This is a genomic window from Candidatus Ruminimicrobiellum ovillum, assembly GCF_002392975.1.
GTDB classification, from domain to species: Bacteria; Elusimicrobiota; Endomicrobiia; order Endomicrobiales; family Endomicrobiaceae; genus Ruminimicrobiellum; species Ruminimicrobiellum ovillum.
Map to the genome: position 1 here is coordinate 1 of NZ_DGIC01000009.1, position 17,697 is coordinate 17,697.

At 30.8% G+C, this 17,697-nt stretch carries 18 protein-coding genes; 12 read left to right on the forward strand and 6 right to left on the reverse strand.

Going from position 1 to position 17,697, the window contains the following annotated elements:
* Positions 1–82 precede the first annotated feature (82 nt).
* The 8 genes from B2Y85_RS02925 to B2Y85_RS02960 all read left to right on the forward strand — a co-directional run bounded on the left by B2Y85_RS02925 (position 83) and on the right by B2Y85_RS02960 (position 5,830).
* Positions 83–691, forward strand: a complete 609-nt coding sequence (locus B2Y85_RS02925) for a master DNA invertase Mpi family serine-type recombinase (protein WP_372518980.1) — start codon at positions 83–85, stop codon at positions 689–691.
* A gap of 120 nt (positions 692–811) precedes the next feature.
* Positions 812–1,123: a helix-turn-helix domain-containing protein gene (locus B2Y85_RS02930; protein WP_372518981.1), complete on the forward strand. Its 312-nt coding sequence runs from the start codon at positions 812–814 to the stop codon at positions 1,121–1,123.
* Positions 1,123–1,674, forward strand: a complete 552-nt coding sequence (locus tag B2Y85_RS02935; RefSeq protein WP_372518982.1) for an ImmA/IrrE family metallo-endopeptidase — start codon at positions 1,123–1,125, stop codon at positions 1,672–1,674. Before B2Y85_RS02930 ends, B2Y85_RS02935 begins: the two co-directional genes overlap by 1 nt.
* Positions 1,675–2,046: 372 nt before the next feature.
* Positions 2,047–2,964 carry a hypothetical protein gene (locus tag B2Y85_RS02940; RefSeq protein ID WP_372518983.1) on the forward strand — a complete coding sequence of 306 codons (918 nt, stop codon included), beginning with the start codon at positions 2,047–2,049 and terminating at the stop codon, positions 2,962–2,964.
* A gap of 20 nt (positions 2,965–2,984) precedes the next feature.
* The gene (locus tag B2Y85_RS02945) at positions 2,985–3,515 is read left to right on the forward strand and encodes a hypothetical protein (protein ID WP_372518984.1); all 531 of its coding nucleotides are present in this window, start codon (positions 2,985–2,987) and stop codon (positions 3,513–3,515) included.
* A gap of 93 nt (positions 3,516–3,608) precedes the next feature.
* Complete coding sequence (locus B2Y85_RS02950; protein WP_372518985.1) at positions 3,609–4,562, forward strand: hypothetical protein; 954 nt, start codon at positions 3,609–3,611, stop codon at positions 4,560–4,562.
* 107 nt (positions 4,563–4,669) lie between these two features.
* Positions 4,670–5,242: a hypothetical protein gene (locus B2Y85_RS02955; RefSeq protein WP_372518986.1), complete on the forward strand. Its 573-nt coding sequence runs from the start codon at positions 4,670–4,672 to the stop codon at positions 5,240–5,242.
* Between the two features lie 279 nt (positions 5,243–5,521).
* Positions 5,522–5,830: a hypothetical protein gene (locus B2Y85_RS02960; RefSeq protein WP_372518987.1), complete on the forward strand. Its 309-nt coding sequence runs from the start codon at positions 5,522–5,524 to the stop codon at positions 5,828–5,830.
* Between the two features lie 207 nt (positions 5,831–6,037).
* Here B2Y85_RS02960 and B2Y85_RS02965 read toward each other — a convergent pair whose 3' ends face one another.
* Genes B2Y85_RS02965 through B2Y85_RS02975 form a run of 3 tightly spaced genes read right to left on the reverse strand, consistent with a single transcriptional unit; the run spans position 6,038 to position 7,278 of the window.
* Positions 6,038–6,550 (reverse strand): methyltransferase family protein, encoded by a 513-nt coding sequence (locus tag B2Y85_RS02965; protein WP_372518988.1) that lies wholly within the window; start codon positions 6,548–6,550, stop codon positions 6,038–6,040.
* Positions 6,551–6,553: 3 nt separating this feature from the next.
* Entirely contained in the window at positions 6,554–6,724 is a 171-nt protein-coding gene (locus tag B2Y85_RS02970; protein WP_372518989.1) for a hypothetical protein, read from the reverse strand.
* The gene (locus B2Y85_RS02975; RefSeq protein WP_372519309.1) at positions 6,721–7,278 is read right to left on the reverse strand and encodes an AAA family ATPase; all 558 of its coding nucleotides are present in this window, start codon (positions 7,276–7,278) and stop codon (positions 6,721–6,723) included. The genes B2Y85_RS02970 and B2Y85_RS02975 overlap by 4 nt, the downstream gene beginning before the upstream one ends.
* Positions 7,279–7,319: 41 nt before the next feature.
* On the opposite strand from B2Y85_RS02975, the gene B2Y85_RS02980 reads away from it, so the two are divergent.
* Together B2Y85_RS02980 and B2Y85_RS02985 are read left to right on the forward strand one after the other, a co-directional pair.
* Positions 7,320–9,812, forward strand: coding sequence for an excinuclease ABC subunit UvrA (locus B2Y85_RS02980; protein ID WP_372518990.1), 2,493 nt, complete (start codon positions 7,320–7,322; stop codon positions 9,810–9,812).
* Positions 9,813–9,908: 96 nt separating this feature from the next.
* Entirely contained in the window at positions 9,909–11,102 is a 1,194-nt protein-coding gene (locus B2Y85_RS02985) for an MFS transporter (RefSeq protein WP_372518991.1), read from the forward strand.
* A 174-nt stretch (positions 11,103–11,276) separates the two neighbouring features.
* On the opposite strand, the gene hydG is transcribed toward B2Y85_RS02985, so the two are convergent.
* From hydG to B2Y85_RS03000, 3 genes are all read right to left on the reverse strand, one after another.
* Complete coding sequence (hydG, locus tag B2Y85_RS02990; RefSeq protein ID WP_372518992.1) at positions 11,277–12,728, reverse strand: [FeFe] hydrogenase H-cluster radical SAM maturase HydG; 1,452 nt, start codon at positions 12,726–12,728, stop codon at positions 11,277–11,279.
* A 302-nt stretch (positions 12,729–13,030) separates the two neighbouring features.
* Complete coding sequence (locus B2Y85_RS02995; protein WP_372518993.1) at positions 13,031–13,297, reverse strand: TM1266 family iron-only hydrogenase system putative regulator; 267 nt, start codon at positions 13,295–13,297, stop codon at positions 13,031–13,033.
* A 244-nt stretch (positions 13,298–13,541) separates the two neighbouring features.
* Positions 13,542–14,507: a glycosyltransferase family 2 protein gene (locus tag B2Y85_RS03000; RefSeq protein WP_372518994.1), complete on the reverse strand. Its 966-nt coding sequence runs from the start codon at positions 14,505–14,507 to the stop codon at positions 13,542–13,544.
* 141 nt (positions 14,508–14,648) lie between these two features.
* Here B2Y85_RS03000 and B2Y85_RS03005 point away from each other — a divergent pair, with 141 nt between their 5' ends.
* Positions 14,649–15,980, forward strand: coding sequence for an MATE family efflux transporter (locus tag B2Y85_RS03005; RefSeq protein ID WP_372518995.1), 1,332 nt, complete (start codon positions 14,649–14,651; stop codon positions 15,978–15,980).
* A gap of 20 nt (positions 15,981–16,000) precedes the next feature.
* Complete coding sequence (locus B2Y85_RS03010; RefSeq protein ID WP_372518996.1) at positions 16,001–17,578, forward strand: PhnD/SsuA/transferrin family substrate-binding protein; 1,578 nt, start codon at positions 16,001–16,003, stop codon at positions 17,576–17,578.
* The last annotated feature ends 119 nt before the right edge of the window (positions 17,579–17,697 follow it).

Genomic DNA, 17,697 nt, shown 5'->3' on the forward strand with positions numbered 1-17,697 from the left:
ATGACTATATCAAACCCTCAATAAATATAGGCTAAATTTGTTATAAGGAAAATACTAATTTTTATAACAAAGGAGTGGAAAAATGATTTATGGCTACATTAGAGTAAGTACAGACAAACAAACAACAGAAAATCAAAAATTTGAAATTGAAGAGTTCTCTAAGAGGAACAACATCCATATTGATTATTGGGTTAAAGAAACAATAAGTTCAACCAAACAGTTAGATAAAAGAAAGTTAGGAAAGTTATTAAAACACTTGAAGAAAGGGGATATTGTAATCTCTTCAGAGTTATCAAGATTAGGCAGAAACTTATTACAGGTAATGAGTATTTTACATCAATGTATGAACAAAGAAGTTCAAGTATGGACTATAAAAGACAATTATAGGTTAGGTGCAGATATTCAAAGTAAAGTATTGGCTTTTGCTTTTGGATTATCTGCAGAAATAGAAAGGAACTTAATATCACAAAGAACAAAAGAAGCATTAGCAAGATTAAAAGCAGAAGGTAAAGTATTAGGAAGACCAATAGGCAGTAAAAATAAGGTTTTAAAGCTAACAGGTAAGGAACATAAAATAAAAGAACTATTACGGAATAAAGTCTCTAAATCCGCAATAGCAAGAATCCTAAAAGTCCACCGAATAACCGTCAGCAATTTTATTAAAACTTTTTCTATCAATAACTTTAACTAACAATTAATTTTAAGAATACCACATGTCAATTATTTGCAAAAAACTTGACAATCTGTCAAGAATAATATACAATAAAAAATGTTGTTAGCAAGGTAATAATTTGAAAAGGAGCAGGTAATTATGAAAAAAAACTTAGGAGATAGAATACAGGAGGTTTTAAAAAGCAATAAAATGACACAAAAAGAACTTGCTACCAAAATAGGATTAACAGAAGCTGTAGTATCTCGTTATATTTCTGGAGAACGAGAACCTAAACCGGAAATATTAGCTAATATTGCTACCGCTCTTCACACAACATCAGATTTTTTACTTGGCATAGAAAAAGATGCTCTTACACAGAATGAAATTATAAGATTAGTTGCAAGAAATGCAAATTCAATGACTAAAGAACATAAAAGAGAGATAATAGAGGCTCTATTTAGAGGTGAATAATGGGAATTAATTTATTAGATAATAGATATGAAGAAATTAAAAAAATTGTTGTTGATATGTTTGAAAGGTATGATGTTAATTGTATACCAGTAAATGGTTTTGAAATAGCTATAAAAATGGGTGTATCCGTAAGGCCATATTCTTCATTTAATGAAAAGAATAGGCTTTTAGCATATGAAGTAAGCGAGGATGGTTTTTTATATAAAAAAGGAAAGATTAATTGCATTTATTACAATGATGAAAAAAGTTATGGAAGAATTAATAACACTATATTACACGAAATAGGGCATATAGTATTAGGACATTTACAAGATAGTGAATTAGCAGAAAAGGAAGTAAATTTTTTTGCCAAATATGCACTTGTTCCTCCTGTTCTTGTTCATAAACTAAAGCTTGATAATCCTATTGATATTGCTAATATTTTTGATGTAAGTTATGAAGCTGCTTATTATGCTTATTCTTATTATCAAAAATGGTTACAATTTGGCTCACAATATTATAAGGATTATGAAATTAAACTTTTAAAATTATTTAATTTCAATGTAGCATAATAGAGGAGGTGATTAAATTGAAAGTAAAAATGAAAAACACACCTATAAACTGTTAGGGCAGTAAACAGATGTGTTTTTATATGGAATATGTTAAACATATTCACCACAACAAGAGTATTTTAGCATATTTCCAAATTTCTTATCAATCTTCAATGAGATTGTAATTTTATTATCACATTAATGTGAAAGGAGAAATGTTATATGCTAAAAACAAATTCAAAAAAACACGATGTAAAGTAGCATTCTTAATAAACAAAGATAAATTACTTCAAATAGAATCAACATAGATTCTTTCCTTAAATCTTGTTTATTTCAATAAACAAAAAATATTGAAATCTGAATAGAATTATTAAAATTTTAAAGGAGTTTTATATGGCTATAGTAAAATCTTTTGCAGTTAGTAGTAGGAAAAATCAACCAGGAGATATGTTTTATATTAATCATAATACAGATAATTTTACGATAATTGATTGTTGTTTAAATGAAGAAAGAGAAGCAAAAATATTAGAAGAACTTAAAAATATAAGAAAAACGAAAGGTATATTTAGATTTATATCAACACATCCAGATGATGACCATATATGTGGTATTACAAATTTGTCAAATGAAATAGAAATTGAAAATTTTTATTGTGTAAAAAATAATTCTAACAATCCTGAAGGTGGAAAAGATTTTGAAACATATTGTAATTTAAGAGATGGAAAAAGTTCTTTTTATTTAAAAAAAGGATGTAGAAGAAGATGGTTAAATGACGGAAATGAAGAAAGAGATTCTTCTGGAATAACTATATTATGGGCAGATGAAAATAATAGAGAATTTAATAAAGTAATAGATAATTTAGACAATAGTTGGGGTGAGCAAAATAATATATCTCCTATAATAAGATATGCAATACAAGATTCTGCATCATTCCTTTGGTTCGGCGATCTTGAAACAGATTTTATGAATAAAATAAAAAATAATATTTCTTTTTCAAGGGCTACTATTGTATTTGCTCCTCATCATGGTAGAGAATCTGGTTCTTTGCCGATAGAATGGTTAGAACAAATTAATCCTCAACTTATCATCGTTGGTGAAGCTCCATCTGAAAATCTAAATTATTATAACGGATATAATACAATTACACAAAATTCTGCAGGTGATATTACTTTTGAAGAAGAAGGGAATGTATTACATATTTATACTTCCGATATAAAATATAACCTAAAATTTATTTGCTTTTATAACGAAAATAGGATTGGTTGTGCTTTAAATGGTTGTTACTACAAAGGAAGCATAAAAATTAAATAATGTATTAGGAGTCTTGGTTTATGGAAAAAATTAATATATATGAATATTCAGGAATAGTTTGTCCAGGAGCATTATTTATTGTGGGTTTATATTTTGTAATTCCATCTATATATTCTAATTTAGAAATATTTAATTTTGGAGTTGCAGTATTATTTATTATTATTTCTTTTTGTATAGGTAATATATTACAGGGAATAAGTAACATCTTTGAAGATTTTGTATATAGTCCACAAAAATATACCGATTTTATATTAAAAAAAGAAAAAATCAAAAAAACTTATACAGAAATAATTGATATATTAATAAACAATAATAGAATGGAAAAGCTAACTATTTTTAATAAACAATATGGACTAATGAGAGGAATTTGTATGAGTTTTCTTTGTTTAGTTTTTATAGCTATAGGAACTTATAAGGGATATATTTATATACTTATCTTATTACTATTATTTTGTTTATCCTTGTACAGAACTATTCATTTTGTAAAGTTGTATAACGATATAATGTGTAGTGAATATAAGTCTTTAATAAAACATAATATCGGCAAATAAAACATTTAAGTTATAAAGATTATATTAATAATAAATAAATTTTTGATGTAAGCAATGAAGTGATGTTAAATTTAAAATATGGAGAATAAAAATATGATAAATAAAGAAATTTGTTTTTTTTGTGGTAGTGAAGTAGAAGTTAGTACCAATATTGATAAATTAGGTAGGGATGTTATCTGTCCAGTTTGTGGACATTATTTTATAACAGGTTTTTCTTCTGAACATTATGAACAATTAATAAATAAATCAAAATATGAAGAACAGAAAGCTTTACTTAGATATTATTTGAAAAGAAATACGATGAATAAATCTCAATATGATTGGTTTGAAGCAACACAAACTTGGGTAGAAAATATCTTAAAAAATAAAACATTGCCAAATATTATAGAACAAATGGAAAATTTAATATTGTATTGTGGAAATAAATTTAAACAAGGAGAATTTTTTGAAAGAAACAAGGAATTAGTATCTATTGTGGGGTCAGAAAGCATAACAGCTTTAGATATTATTATTGGAGCTTTGCTTGAGAGAAATTTGTTAAAACAAGCATATGGAAAAATTAATATTTATTCTTTTACTTTTGGTGGATGGATTGAATATGAAAAGTTGAAGATAGGAAAAACTAATTCAAACAAAGCTTTTCTTGCTATGCAATTTGAATCAGAATTTATAACCGATGATTTGATAAATAAAATGAAAAATAGTTTAGAAAAAATTGGATATCAATTGGAAAGTTTACAGGACAGGCAACAAGCTGGATTGATAGATGACCATTTAAGACAAAGAATAAAAAGTTCTAAATTCTTGATCGTTGACTTGTCGGATACTAATAATGGTGCTTATTGGGAAGGTGGTTACGGTGAAGGTTTAGGAAAACCTGTAATATATATATGTGATAAAGGACAATTTGATAAAAATAAATCTCATTTTGATACAAACCATCATTTAACTGTTATGTATGATAAAAATTGTGAAGATGAGAAAAATGAATTTCATATAAATAATTTTTTTAAAAAGTTACAAGATGTAATAAAAGAATCTTTATGATAATAAGTTAACATCCGGCAATGTGAAGCGAACTTAAAGTTTTTCATATTTACAAACAAGAAGAAAAACATTATATTTTAACTATAAAATTTTTTCAGGAGGAAAAAATGAATAAAGAAATGCTAACATATTTTAAAGAAAATGGGTTTCAAGAATTGGAAATAATCAGTGAAAATAATATATTTTTTAGAAATCTGTATTTTTTATATTTTAAAGCTAATAAGTTTAAAGAAATGAGAAGCTTTGTTGGTGATCCAGAATCATCGCAACAAGAGTTCTATGTATATTTTGATTCTATCTTGGTTCAATTTAGAGCTATGATATTAGATAGAGTATTGGACAAGGGTAAAAAACAATATATATATACAGAACGATATTCTTTTCAAAATTATTTAATTAGAAATAACAAAGAAGTACAATTTAAACAATTGGAAAAATTTTTAGATTCTCAATTTCTAGAGAAGATAGAAAAAAAAGGAGATACTGAAGAAATTTTTACTATCAGAAAAGCAATAAAAAGAATTACAGATAAATATATTTGCCATTTTGAAAAAGATACTGAAAATTATTATATAGAAGATCATTTAGTAAATCCTTATTCCGAATTTTATATTTTAAAAATTATCAATATAGTGCTTGAAATTTGTGGCTTTCCACAAATTGAATTAAAAAATGATTAGGAATATGATTAAAAAAAATACGAATTAAAATTAAAATAGAAATATAATTTTGAATAAATTAATTCTATCTCTAGTATTGTTTTTTTATTTAGCATATAGTCTAATTATTAGATCTTCTTTTTTAAAAAACAAAATCAACTCTCAAAAACTGGGATTTGAACCATGGGGTATCGCCTTGAGAAGGCGATTCATTAAACTATAAGGCATAAGCTAAATTCACATTTACAAACAAAAAGAAAAATATTATATTTTAACTATAAACAGATATAGGGAGAAAAAATGCTGGGTGATATTGCAATAATGGTGTTTGCTTTAATAGCCATTTTTACCGGGAAAAAATGGGCAATAATTACTGCAACAATATGGTTCATAGTTTCACTTATTATTGGTGTTGCCACTGGTCTTCTTTTATCAAGCTTTATGACTCCAGAAATAGCAAGTGATATTGCTGAGGCAACCGAAGGATTATCTGATGGTACGGATTTGGCTGGTAATTTTTTAGGATTTTTTGAAATATTATTTATCATCATCGGTTGGATTCGAGTTATTTTCACCAAAAAGAAAACACTACCACCGGAATTAAACTAATTTTTTGCCGTTTCTGCCGTTGCCGTTGGTTGATCTCAAAGAGTTTTCAAGTTTTTGCAGTTGTCGTTTTGCCTTTGTCGTTAAAGACCTTAAGATTTTGTGTTAGAATGAAGCAACTAACGAATGAAGTGTATATGGATCCCGTAAGGGCATACTCGATTGAGTTAGTTGCAAAATTATAACCAAAATATTAAGGTCGCTATATTATTAAAATTTTCTAAATTTTTTGAAACTTGGAATCCAGCAGGGGACTTTTTCTAGATATTCTTCATAAGATTTTCCGAACCGTTTCCTAAGTTGCGGTTCTTCCACATAATGAATATAGAAAAGATTTATAAAAGTAAAAGCTAAAAACCATAAAAACAATGCTACCGATTTTGTTAAACAAAATTCCGCATAAAGTAAAAATATTACACCGCTTATCATAGGGTTTCTAACATACTTGTAAGGACCTGTCACAACAAAATTTTGCGGAGGTGCCCATGGAGCAGGTGTACCATTCCCTTTAGATTTAAAGGTTAACATACTCCAACTGGCAAAAAACAAGCCGATAATGCCCGTAATTAAGCTGAAAATGATTTGGAGTATACTTGGATGGTTAAAAGTAAAATCAGTTAAATAAAGCAAAACAGCCGGTATTACAATTAAAACATTTACCGGCAAAATAAGTATTGCCGCAATCCAGTTATCAAAAATTTTACTTTTCAATGATTTAGTCATCTTCTACTTGTTTTCAAAAGGGGATTTTTCCGTTATTGTTCCGTCCGGAAGTTGATACACAATTTTTCCGTTCAAGCAATAAACATTAGGAATACCTTTTCGGGTATTTTTTTCTTGAGCTTTTTTAACCGCTCTAGCAACTATTCTGGTAAGATTAATACTTGTTTTTGTCATAAATTTTCCCTAAACAAAGTATATAAGTTTTCATTCAATATTTCAATGTCATCTTTACTATTTTGTTGTGCTACTATAGTTGAACTATCGTTACCATTATAATACAAATTCCATTCATCTGCCAAATTTTTATACTTGTTCCAAAAATTTGAAATACTTCTTTTATATCTTCTAATAACATCTTCGTCAGGAACAGGATGTCCGCCGTTTTTAACCCTCACTTTAATTCTTTCAATACAAATTTTTGAATTATCAACAAAAGTATAAAGTAAAATAATTTTATATCCTAATTCTTTTGCTTTTTCAAATGTTTTAATATAGTTGTTACCTGACAATGTTGTTTCTACTGCAAAAGACAATTTTTCTTTAAAGCATTTTTCTATTCTTCTTTTTGTTTCTTTCCCTGCAGAAATTTTTACTTTTGAAATATTTGTAGGGTTTAATTCTTTCGCTATATCATCTGCATTGATATACTCTAATTTTTGTTCTTGTAATAATTCCTTTGCAATTGTACTTTTACCGCTGCCGTTTTCAAACTGCTGTTCTAATAATATATAATAATAGTGATATACTTAAAACATTAAAGGAATACTGTATGAGCATACATCAAGAACCTAAACAAATTAAAATTCGCGGTGCAAGAGTTCACAACTTAAAAAATGTGGATGTGGATATTCCGTTAAACAAAATTGTTGCCGTTGCGGGAGTGTCCGGTTCGGGAAAATCGTCACTTGCATTGGGTGTTTTGTATGCCGAAGGTTCAAGACGATATTTGGATTCTCTTTCAACTTATACAAGAAGAAGAATGACACAAGCTTCAAAAGCGGATGTTGACGAAGTTTTGTATGTTCCTGCATCCCTTGCATTACATCAAAGGCCTGCAGTTCCCGGAATTCGTTCCACTTTCGGAACGGGAACAGAACTTTTAAACAGTATTCGTTTAATGTTTTCAAGACTTGCAAGTCACAGATGCCCCAACGGACACTATTTACAACCTACACTTGCCGTTGCCGCTGAAAAAGAGCTTTTTTGTCCGCAATGCGGAGCACATTTTTATGCACCGTCGGCGGAAGAGTTGGCATTTAACAGTCAGGGAGCCTGTAAAAAATGTGAAGGAACTGGTACCGTAAGAACAGTAGATAAAGCTTCTCTTATACCGGACGAAACCCTTACAATAGATGAAGGTGCCGTTGCTCCGTGGAACAGTCTTATGTGGAGCCTTATGACGGATGTTTGCAGAGCTATGGGTGTAAGAACAAATGTTCCGTTTAAAGATTTAACAGATAAAGAAAAAGATATTGTTTATAACGGACCCGCGACAAAAAAACATATATTTTATAAAGCAAAAAATACAAATGTTGCAACAGAACTCGATTTTACATACTATAATGCCGTTTATACTGTAGAAAATGCTCTTGCAAAAGTTAAAGACGAAAAAGGTATGAAAAGAGTTGAAAAGTTTTTAAAGGAAGAACCTTGCGACAAATGTTTGGGGACAAGGTTATCCGAAGCTGCCAGAGCGCCTAAACTTATGGGAAAAACTCTTGATGAAGTTTGTAAAATGACTTTATCAAACCTTGTGAACTGGGTAAACGAAGTTCCTTCTTGGGTACCTGCGGAAATGAAACCTATGGCAAAAAGTATATGCGAATCTTTTCAAACGGTTGCAAAAAGGTTAATGGATTTAGGGTTGAGTTATCTTTCTTTAGACAGAGCAGCATATACTCTTTCCACCGGGGAAAGACAAAGAATGCAACTTGCCCGTGCCGTAAGAAACAGAACGACAGGTGTTTTGTATGTTCTTGATGAACCTTCAATAGGGTTACATCCGTCAAATATAGTGGGATTAAAAGGTGTTATGCACGATTTGGTTGCGGACGGTAATTCCGTAATATTGGTTGACCACGATATGCAAATTTTAAAAGAAGCAGATTGGCTTATTGAACTCGGTCCTTATGCCGGATCCAACGGTGGACAAATTATTGCCGAAGGAACAATTGATGACATAAAAAAGAAAAAAGAATCGTTAATCGGACCGTTTCTTTCACAAGAAAAAAGTATAAAATTAAACAAAAGTTCGGATACGGACAAAATATTTTCCGAAGAAAAAATTTACTTATCCACGACAAACATTCATACGGTAAAACCGTTGGAAGTAAAGATTCCCAAAGGAAAACTTACCGTAGTTACCGGAGTGTCCGGTTCGGGAAAAACTACTATGGTGTTGGAAAGTCTTGTTCCGGCGATTGAATCAAAAATTTCAAACAAAAAACTTCCCGAACATATTTTATCGATACAAGCAGACGGTATAGAACATATAAAACTTATAGATGCAACACCTATAGGTATAAATGTCCGTTCGACGGTGGCAACTTATGCCGATGTTCATGACGAACTCAGAAAAATATATGCAAGGTCGCAGGATGCTAAAAAAGCAGGGTATAAAGCAGGTGACTTTTCCTATAATACAGGAAACCTGCGTTGCCCTGTTTGTGACGGAACAGGCAGTATAAGCCTTGATGTTCAGTTCTTGCCGGATGTGGATATTGCCTGTCCGGATTGTCACGGTTCAAGATACGCAAAAACAGCATACAACATAAAACATATAAATAAATCGGGTGAAAGTTTATCTCTTCCGCAATTAATGGATATGGATATAAACAGAGCTCTTCCGTTTTGTAAAGATATGAAAACCGTTTATCAAAGATTAAAAATTTTGCAGGATTTAGGGTTGGGTTACCTTACGTTAGGGGAAGAAACTCCGAGTCTTTCCGGCGGAGAAGCACAAAGATTAAAACTTGCAAGCGAGATGGGCAAAACACAATCGGATTCCGTTTTTGTGTTTGACGAGCCGACAATAGGGTTGCATCCGTTGGATGTTCAAACATTACTTAAAGTTTTTGCATCCCTTATAGATAACGGTGCAACGGTTATAGTTATAGAACACGATTTGGATGTTATAAGAAATGCCGATTATATAATTGATATGGGACCGGGCGGCGGTGAAGCGGGAGGAAAAATTGTTGCCTGCGGAACACCGAAACAAATAGCCGAAAACAAAAACAGTATAACGGGAAAATATATATAAAAAATATAAGAATCAAAAATATATTTTGTTTGTATAAAAAAACATTTCTTTTATATAATAAGGACAATATTTTAAAAACATACGGGAAGGGAAAAAATGAACAATTCAAAAAGGTATTTGTATTTAATCGTCGGAACAATCGCACTTTTATTTGCCGGAACAGTTTATGCTTGGTCTATATTAAAAGTTCCTTTGGCACAAAATTTCGGGTGGACGGTTCCGCAACTTACGGTAAACTTTACACTTACAATGAGTTTTTTCTGCTTGGGCGGAATTTTGGGCAGCTTGCTTAACAAAAAAATAGGGTTAAGAAACACATTAATAATTTCCGCAATCCTTTCCGGAGCGGGCTTTATTTTTACATCGTTCCTTTCAGGTAGCAGTATATCTATGTTGTATGTTTGGTACGGAATAATTTGCGGTCTTGGTATCGGTATTGCATACAACAACATAATATCGACGGTAAATCAGTGGTTCTTGGATAAAAAAGGCTTTTCTTCCGGTGTGCTTCTTATGGGTTACGGAGCATCTTCTTTAATTATCGGTTCTATTGCAGCTAAAACTATAGCAAATGCAAATTTCGGTTGGAGAAACACATATTTGTCCATCGGTATTTGTTTGTTTATAGTTTTGTTTGCTTGTGCATTAATATTAAAAACAAGAGTATTTGATAATACCGCCAAAGCAGCAGATACAGCCGCATTACAGGTTAAAGATTATACGTTGGCAGAAATGCTCAAAAGTATTTCTTTTTGGAAAGCATTGCTTGTAATAACATTTTTGGCAGCTTGCGGAAACACGGTAATATCCATTGCAAAAGATATTTCTCTTGCAAGCGGACTTGCAGAAACTTTAGCCGTAACAATGGTCGGCGTATTATCGGTTTGTAACGGGTTGGGAAGAATTATTTGCGGTTTGATATTTGATAAATTCGGTTGTAAAAAAACAATGATATATGCGGATGTGTTAACCATAATTGCGGGAATCGTTATATTGGTTGCCGTAATGAATTCTTCCGTTATTTTGTGTATTGCAGGTCTTTGTATAGTAGGTTTATCTTTCGGTTGTTGCCCGACAATATCCGCGGCATTTATTGCAGACTTTTTCGGTAAGAAAAATTATAATTTAAATTATTCCGTATTTAATTTGAATTTGTTAATAGCTTCACTTATAGCATCACTTGAAAGTTATCTTTTAGCTGTTTCCGGCGGATACACGGTTCCGTTTTTAGTTTTAATAGCTTTAGCAGTAGTTGCTTTAGGAATAACATTAAGCATAAAAAAATCGTAATACGATTTTTTTTGACGTATAGATGCATGGATGCATGGAAACGACAACAAGCCGAGATTCCGCATCAAGTGCGGAATGACAATAATAATATAAATTTATAATAAAAAAACGATGGATAATTTTTATCCATCGTTTTTTACATGTTTGCATCAAATCTTCCAATCTTCTAATCTTCTAAAATCTCACATCTCTCTTTCCGTTTTCAATCTGTTTAATTCCGTCGAGAATTTTATTGTAATATTCTGTTCCTTCAAGCTGTTTAAGATATTTATCTATAACTTTGTTCCCGATTTCCGCAGTTTCTTTTGAAGCATAATCTACAATATATTCTTTAAATGTAAGAATTGCATTCGGCATACAAAAATTATGTATAAATTGTGTTTTAGCGTATTTCATAAATTCTTCACCGGTTCTGCCTGCTCTGTAACATGCAGTACAGAAAGAGGGGATTTCACCGATTTCGCAAATAGATTTTAAACAAGCATCTAACGATATTTCATCGTTTATGGTAAACTGTTCGGCATCTTTCAATTGGTTGGCTGTTTTAGATTTTACATAAGCACCTACTCCTATTCTTGTACCGGCATCCATTTGAGATACACCGAGTTTTATAACTTGGTCTCTTATTTTTTTAGGTTCTCTTGCCGTACATATCATTCCTGTATAAGGAACGGAAAGTCTTATTATTGCTACCAACTTTTTAAAATCTTCATCGCTGACTTTATATTTTAAGTGCTGACTTAACGGGGTGGAATTTGCAAGTGTTACTCTCGGAAACGATATTGTGTGAGGTCCTACACCGTTAAATGTTTTTTCCAAATGTATTGTGTGATACAAAAGCCCCATAACTTCAAATCTCCAATCGTATAAACCGAACAACACACCAAGTCCCATATCGTCACAACCTGCCTGATATGCTCTGTCCATACAATAAAGTCTCCATCTGTAATGACCTTTTATTGTATCTTGCGGATGCATATATTTATAAGTTTCGTGATGGTAAGTTTCCTGGAACACCTGTATTGTTCCGATACCTTCTTTTTTTAACTTTTTATATTCTTCTACGGATAACGGAGCGGCATTAATATTTGCTCTTCTTATTGCACCTTTATCGGTTTTTGTTGCATATACCGTTCTTATTGTATCTACCATATAATCGACGGTAGTGTTGGCCGATTCTCCGTAAACCAAAACGGTTCTTTTTTGACCTTCGTTTATCATAACTTTAACTTCTTCGGCAACTTCTTCCTGCGTTAAAGTTTTTCTCTTCATTGCGGTATTATCGCATCTGAATCCGCAATATCTGCATTTGTTTTCACATTCGTCACTGCAATATAACGGAGCAAATAAAACGAGTCTGTCTGCATAAACCTCGTGTTTAAGTTTATATGCAAGTTGATACATTTCTTCTATAGTTTCAGGATCTTTATTCTGTATTAAAATTGCGGTTTCTTCCGGTTCAAGGCGAACACAGTTATCTGCTTTTTGTAACACTTTCCGGACTTGTTCTTTTGTAGGATTTTCTGCCGCATTTAATTGTTTCCATATTAAATCATCGTCGATAAAATCCTTTTCCATTTTATCGTATTGTTCTAATTCTTTCTTGTATTTTTCTAAAGAACTCATATCAAACTCCTTTTTATGTTTATAGCGACCGAAATATTTTAGTTACAACTTCGAATTTTCATAATTTATGTACTTTATCGCTTCGCTGACATCTTAGTACACTGCATTCTGAAAATTCTTCGTCTCACTAACAAATCTTTCGGTCTTTGAAATCGCTTCGCGATTTGTTGTATTTTTAATTTTTTTAGTAACTAAGCAAAAACTTGAAAACTCTTTGTGTGCCAAGTAACGACAACGACTAACAACTACAAAATCTGTAAATCCTTTGAATGCCAACCAACAACCAACGACGATGAAAAAAGTTACTTCGCAACTTTTTTCGTCAGCATCGAATTAACCGTAATGCCTTCCACCCTTCCGAGTTTTCCGGTAAGAGCGGAAATATTGTCGTTAGTACCTTGTGCAATAAGTGTAATAACCGACATCTTTTTCTCTTTAAACGGAATACCCATTCTGCCTACAAACAAGTCCGAATAATCGTGCAATATAGCATTTACCGTATTGGATTTAGATTTATCTTCAATAACTATTGCTATAATCGCTATTCTTATTTCGTCGTTTTTTACCATACTTTTACCCTGAAATAAAAAAATCTCTTTTTGCACATTGCAAAAAGAGGCTCAAAATAAAATTCATTGTACCGACTGTTAGGAAATACCGAACAGTTTGTTTTATTTTCCAGCCCCGGGATTTTCAAGGTTTTAACCAAGCCAATCCGTTGCAATGTTTCATTTTTAGGTTATTATATACCTAATAACTCAAAATGTCAAACTATTATTATCTTTTTTATAAGTTACGAAATTTTCGGAAAGATTATCTGACTACGGTTGTTTTTTTGCCTTTTATTAATTTATAAATTTTGCTTACCAAACCAAAATTGAAAAAACAACCGGCAATAAAAAGTTTTATTTTAAAACTTAATTTTGACTTAAAAAAACTGAAATTATTTTTTTTCAAATCTTCCAATAATATTTTTACGCTTTCAATATCGGGAGTTTCTTCCGATGCTATAAAAGTTAGCCATTGGGATACAATATTTAATCTAAAATTACACAGTTTGTTTTTCAAATCAAACAATTCTTGTTCTTGTGCATACTCCATTTCCATATCGGAAACTTTTAAAAACTCCAAAAAATTTTTCTTAAATTTTTTTGTATGTTGCCTTGATGTAGGATTCATTCTGTAATAGCACAAACATTTATCAATACAAACAACTTTTTCTATTCTTTTAAAAGTATTCAAAGTATAATAAACATCCTGTGCATAAGTTTCTATCTGTCTAAGATTACCAACAACTTCTTTTCTGTAAAGTTTGTTCCAAACATACATATGGTTATAAAAACATTCGAAAGCTTCGTTTGAAGTTAAAATTTCTTTGTTGGGAAAATCCGTATTTTTAGTCCAATTGTTTTCGGTTCCTTTATACCAATTGCAAACAACTAATCCGGCATTTGTTTTTGTAATTGCATTGTATAGTGTTTCATACATATCAAGTTCAAAATAATCATCCGGATCTATAAAACCTATAAAATCACCGGTTGCAATATCAAGTCCCGCATTTCTTGCTACGGCAGGACCGCTGTTTTTAATATGCAAAACTTTTATTCTGTTATCTTTTAATGCATATTCATCACATATTTTACCGCAATTATCAGGTGAACCGTCATCCGTCAATATTATTTCCAAATTCTTGTATGTTTGATTAACAATGCTATCTAAACTTTGTCTTATATACGGTTCTACATTATATACAGGTACTATTACGGATATTTTATCCATTAAAAAAATCCTTATATAAAATATTATTTCTATTTTATATTAAATTTATTCCGCTTTTTCAATCATAAAATATTTATTTTTTATCTATCTTTTCGTATTGTTATTGACTTATTTTTCTTGCCTTGATATTATACTAACATTATGGAAAACAAATTAGCACAAAACTTTAATTTTTTCAGTTTAATAAAGTTTGCACTGCCGACAATGATAATGGTATTTTTCGTATCGTTATATGTTATGGTTGACGGTGTATTTGTTTCCAAATTTGTTAACACCGATGCTTTTGCGGCAATCAACATTGTTTACCCTTTATTTAGTCTTCTTTTTGCAATTTCAAGTATGCTTGCTTCCGGAGGCAGTGCTTTGGTTGCAAAAAAGATGGGAGAACAAAAGAATAAATCCGCAAAACAATATTTTTCTTTAGTCGTTATCTCTTCAGCGGTAATAGGCTTAATTTTGGGTTTAATATGTTTAATATTCATAAAGCCCGTAATTTATCTTTTAGGCTCAAATGATTCCATTTATGAATATTGCTACGATTATATAGTCCCTATTTTGATATTTTCACCGCTATGCATACTACAAATGATATTTCATTTGTTTTTTATTGCAGCAGGCAAACCTAAAATGGGACTTATTGCATCTTTAACAGGCGGAACAACCAACATTATTTTCGATTATATTTTTATTGTTCTAACGGGTATGGGAATTTCAGGTGCTGCCTACGGAACAATTGCAGGTTTTATTGCACAAAATACCATAGGATTTCTTTATTTTACATTCAAAAGAAAAGGTTCTTTATATTTTGTTAAACCCTCATACAATTTATTGGCAGTTGCAAAAAGTTGTTATAACGGATTTGCCGAATTTATAGGTAATTTGGCAGTATCTTTAACAACTTTTCTATTTAATATAGAAATGATGAAATATATCGGTGTAGACGGTGTTGCGGCCATAACGATTGTTCTTTATGCCGAATTTATTTTAACTTCAATATTCTACGGATATGCTTCAGGTATTGCGCCGATATTCAGTTATAACTACGGAAGCAAAAACACATATCAACTAAAAAACATTTTTAAGATAAGTATGATATTTATAATAACATCTTCAATTCTGATATATTTGTTGTCGATACCTGCCGCTCCTTACATAATAGCTTTTTTCGCAAAAGAAAATTCTCATGTGTTTTATATTGCACTAAAAGGTTTTTTTATTTTTGCAATTTCATTCTTGTTTACAGGAACAGACATTTTTTCGGCAGCAATGTTTACCGCTTTTTCCAACGGAAAAGTTGCAGGAACAATTATGTTTCTGAGAACATTTTTGTTCTTAAGTTTGGCAATTTTGTTATTACCGTTAATTTTGAAAGTTAACGGTATATGGCTTGCAATACCTGTCGCGGAATTTTTGTCTATACTTGTTTCAATTTTCTATTTCATAAAATATAGAAAAATATATAATTTTTACTAAATTTGGTAAAATAATTTCCAATGAAAACAATAAGAATTTTATTATCTTTTATACTCTTATTTTGTTGTTTTGTTAGTGTAAATATTTTTGCACAAGGAAAAGAACATAACGAAATTACAATAGCAATTCTAAAAGGGGATAACCTTTCCGAATATAAAGATTTGTTGTCAAAAACAATTAAAGAGAAACTAAACAAAACGGTAAAAATAAAAGTTTTGGATTACGACACGTTCATAGTTGATATGGACAGGGGAAACAGCGACTTTTATAAAGGTTCTCCGCTTACTTATGTTCTTTCGTTATCGGATACCGTTATATTGAAATCCGCTTACAGAATTGACGGCGAAATTCAACAGGATTATACTCCTGTTATACTTGCAAGAACAGACAAGAATATAAATACCGTTAAAGATTTAGAAAACACAAATTTCCATTTCACAAACCCTAATTCCGCATCGGGATATTTATACCCCAAATTATTTTTAATTGAAAAAGGTGTAATTACGGAAAAAGATTTTGCCGATAACCGTTCACCGAGCGCAAAAGATGTTTACAATTATGTCTTGGAAGGTAAATGGGATGCATGTTGTTCTTTTTACGGTCTTTTGGAAGATGATCCCTTTTTCGAAAAAAATCCCTTATTAAAAGCTTTTAAAATAAATCTGCAAATTCCCAACGATCCGTTATGGGCTGACGAGAGAATAAAAACAGAAAACCCGCAATTGGTAACGGATGTAAAAAATTTAATATTGGAATTGTTTGAAGATAATAAAGAACTTTCTTTTATACCGGCAAGAGATAAAGATTATGACTCAATAAGAAGAAAAGTAAGGATATTGAACATAATAGAAAACAAAGATTTTATATCGGTAGACAGAGTGCTGGGTTTTGTTACAAGAAGTCCTAAAACTTTAAACTTTATTTTAAAATACAAATTGCATATTGCTCTTTCTTATTTAGTGTTTACATCACTGATTATCATTTTTGTTTCCGTATTTTTCAAAAGAACCGTAATAAAGAAATATCATACGGAACATAAATTGTTAAACGACAAATATAATGATTTATTGGAACATTTGGAAGAAGAAAACGATTTCAATTCAAAAATAACCAAGCTTGAAGACGAAATAAAAGTTGCTTTTAAAGAATATACAAAGTTTACCGAAGATTCCGTTATGGTTAAGTATGTTGCAACCGGTGAATTTTTATTTAATAAATATAAGGATACAAATGCTATGGAACCGTCCGCAATAGCAAACTGTTATGTTAAAGCTTTTGAAAGAATAGTTATGGTTAGTGCATACGGTGCGGAAACATTTGAAAAGCAAGATGATACAAAAGTTCCGGACGAGCAACAAAACATACAAAACAAAATAGACCCGAAAAAGATATTGGATAACGGGATAAGAGATGTAAGAGAAAAAGCAGGGTTAAGCAACAAAGATTATAAGAGTTTGCAAAAATGCAGAAGTTTAAGAAACAAAGTTGCACATTTAAAACCTGTTTCTACCGAAGAAGTGATTTCTATAAGGAAAACTCTTTTAGGGGAAAATTCTTATACCAACGGAATATTGGCAAAGTTGGCACCATATCTTTAAAAATGTTTTAACATTTTTAAAGATGGTTATAGGGTGATAAGGTGAAAGGGTGAAGGGTTTAACGACAAACGGCAATTTTTCCTTTTTTGTCATTCCGTAAGGTTGTAATACGGAATCTA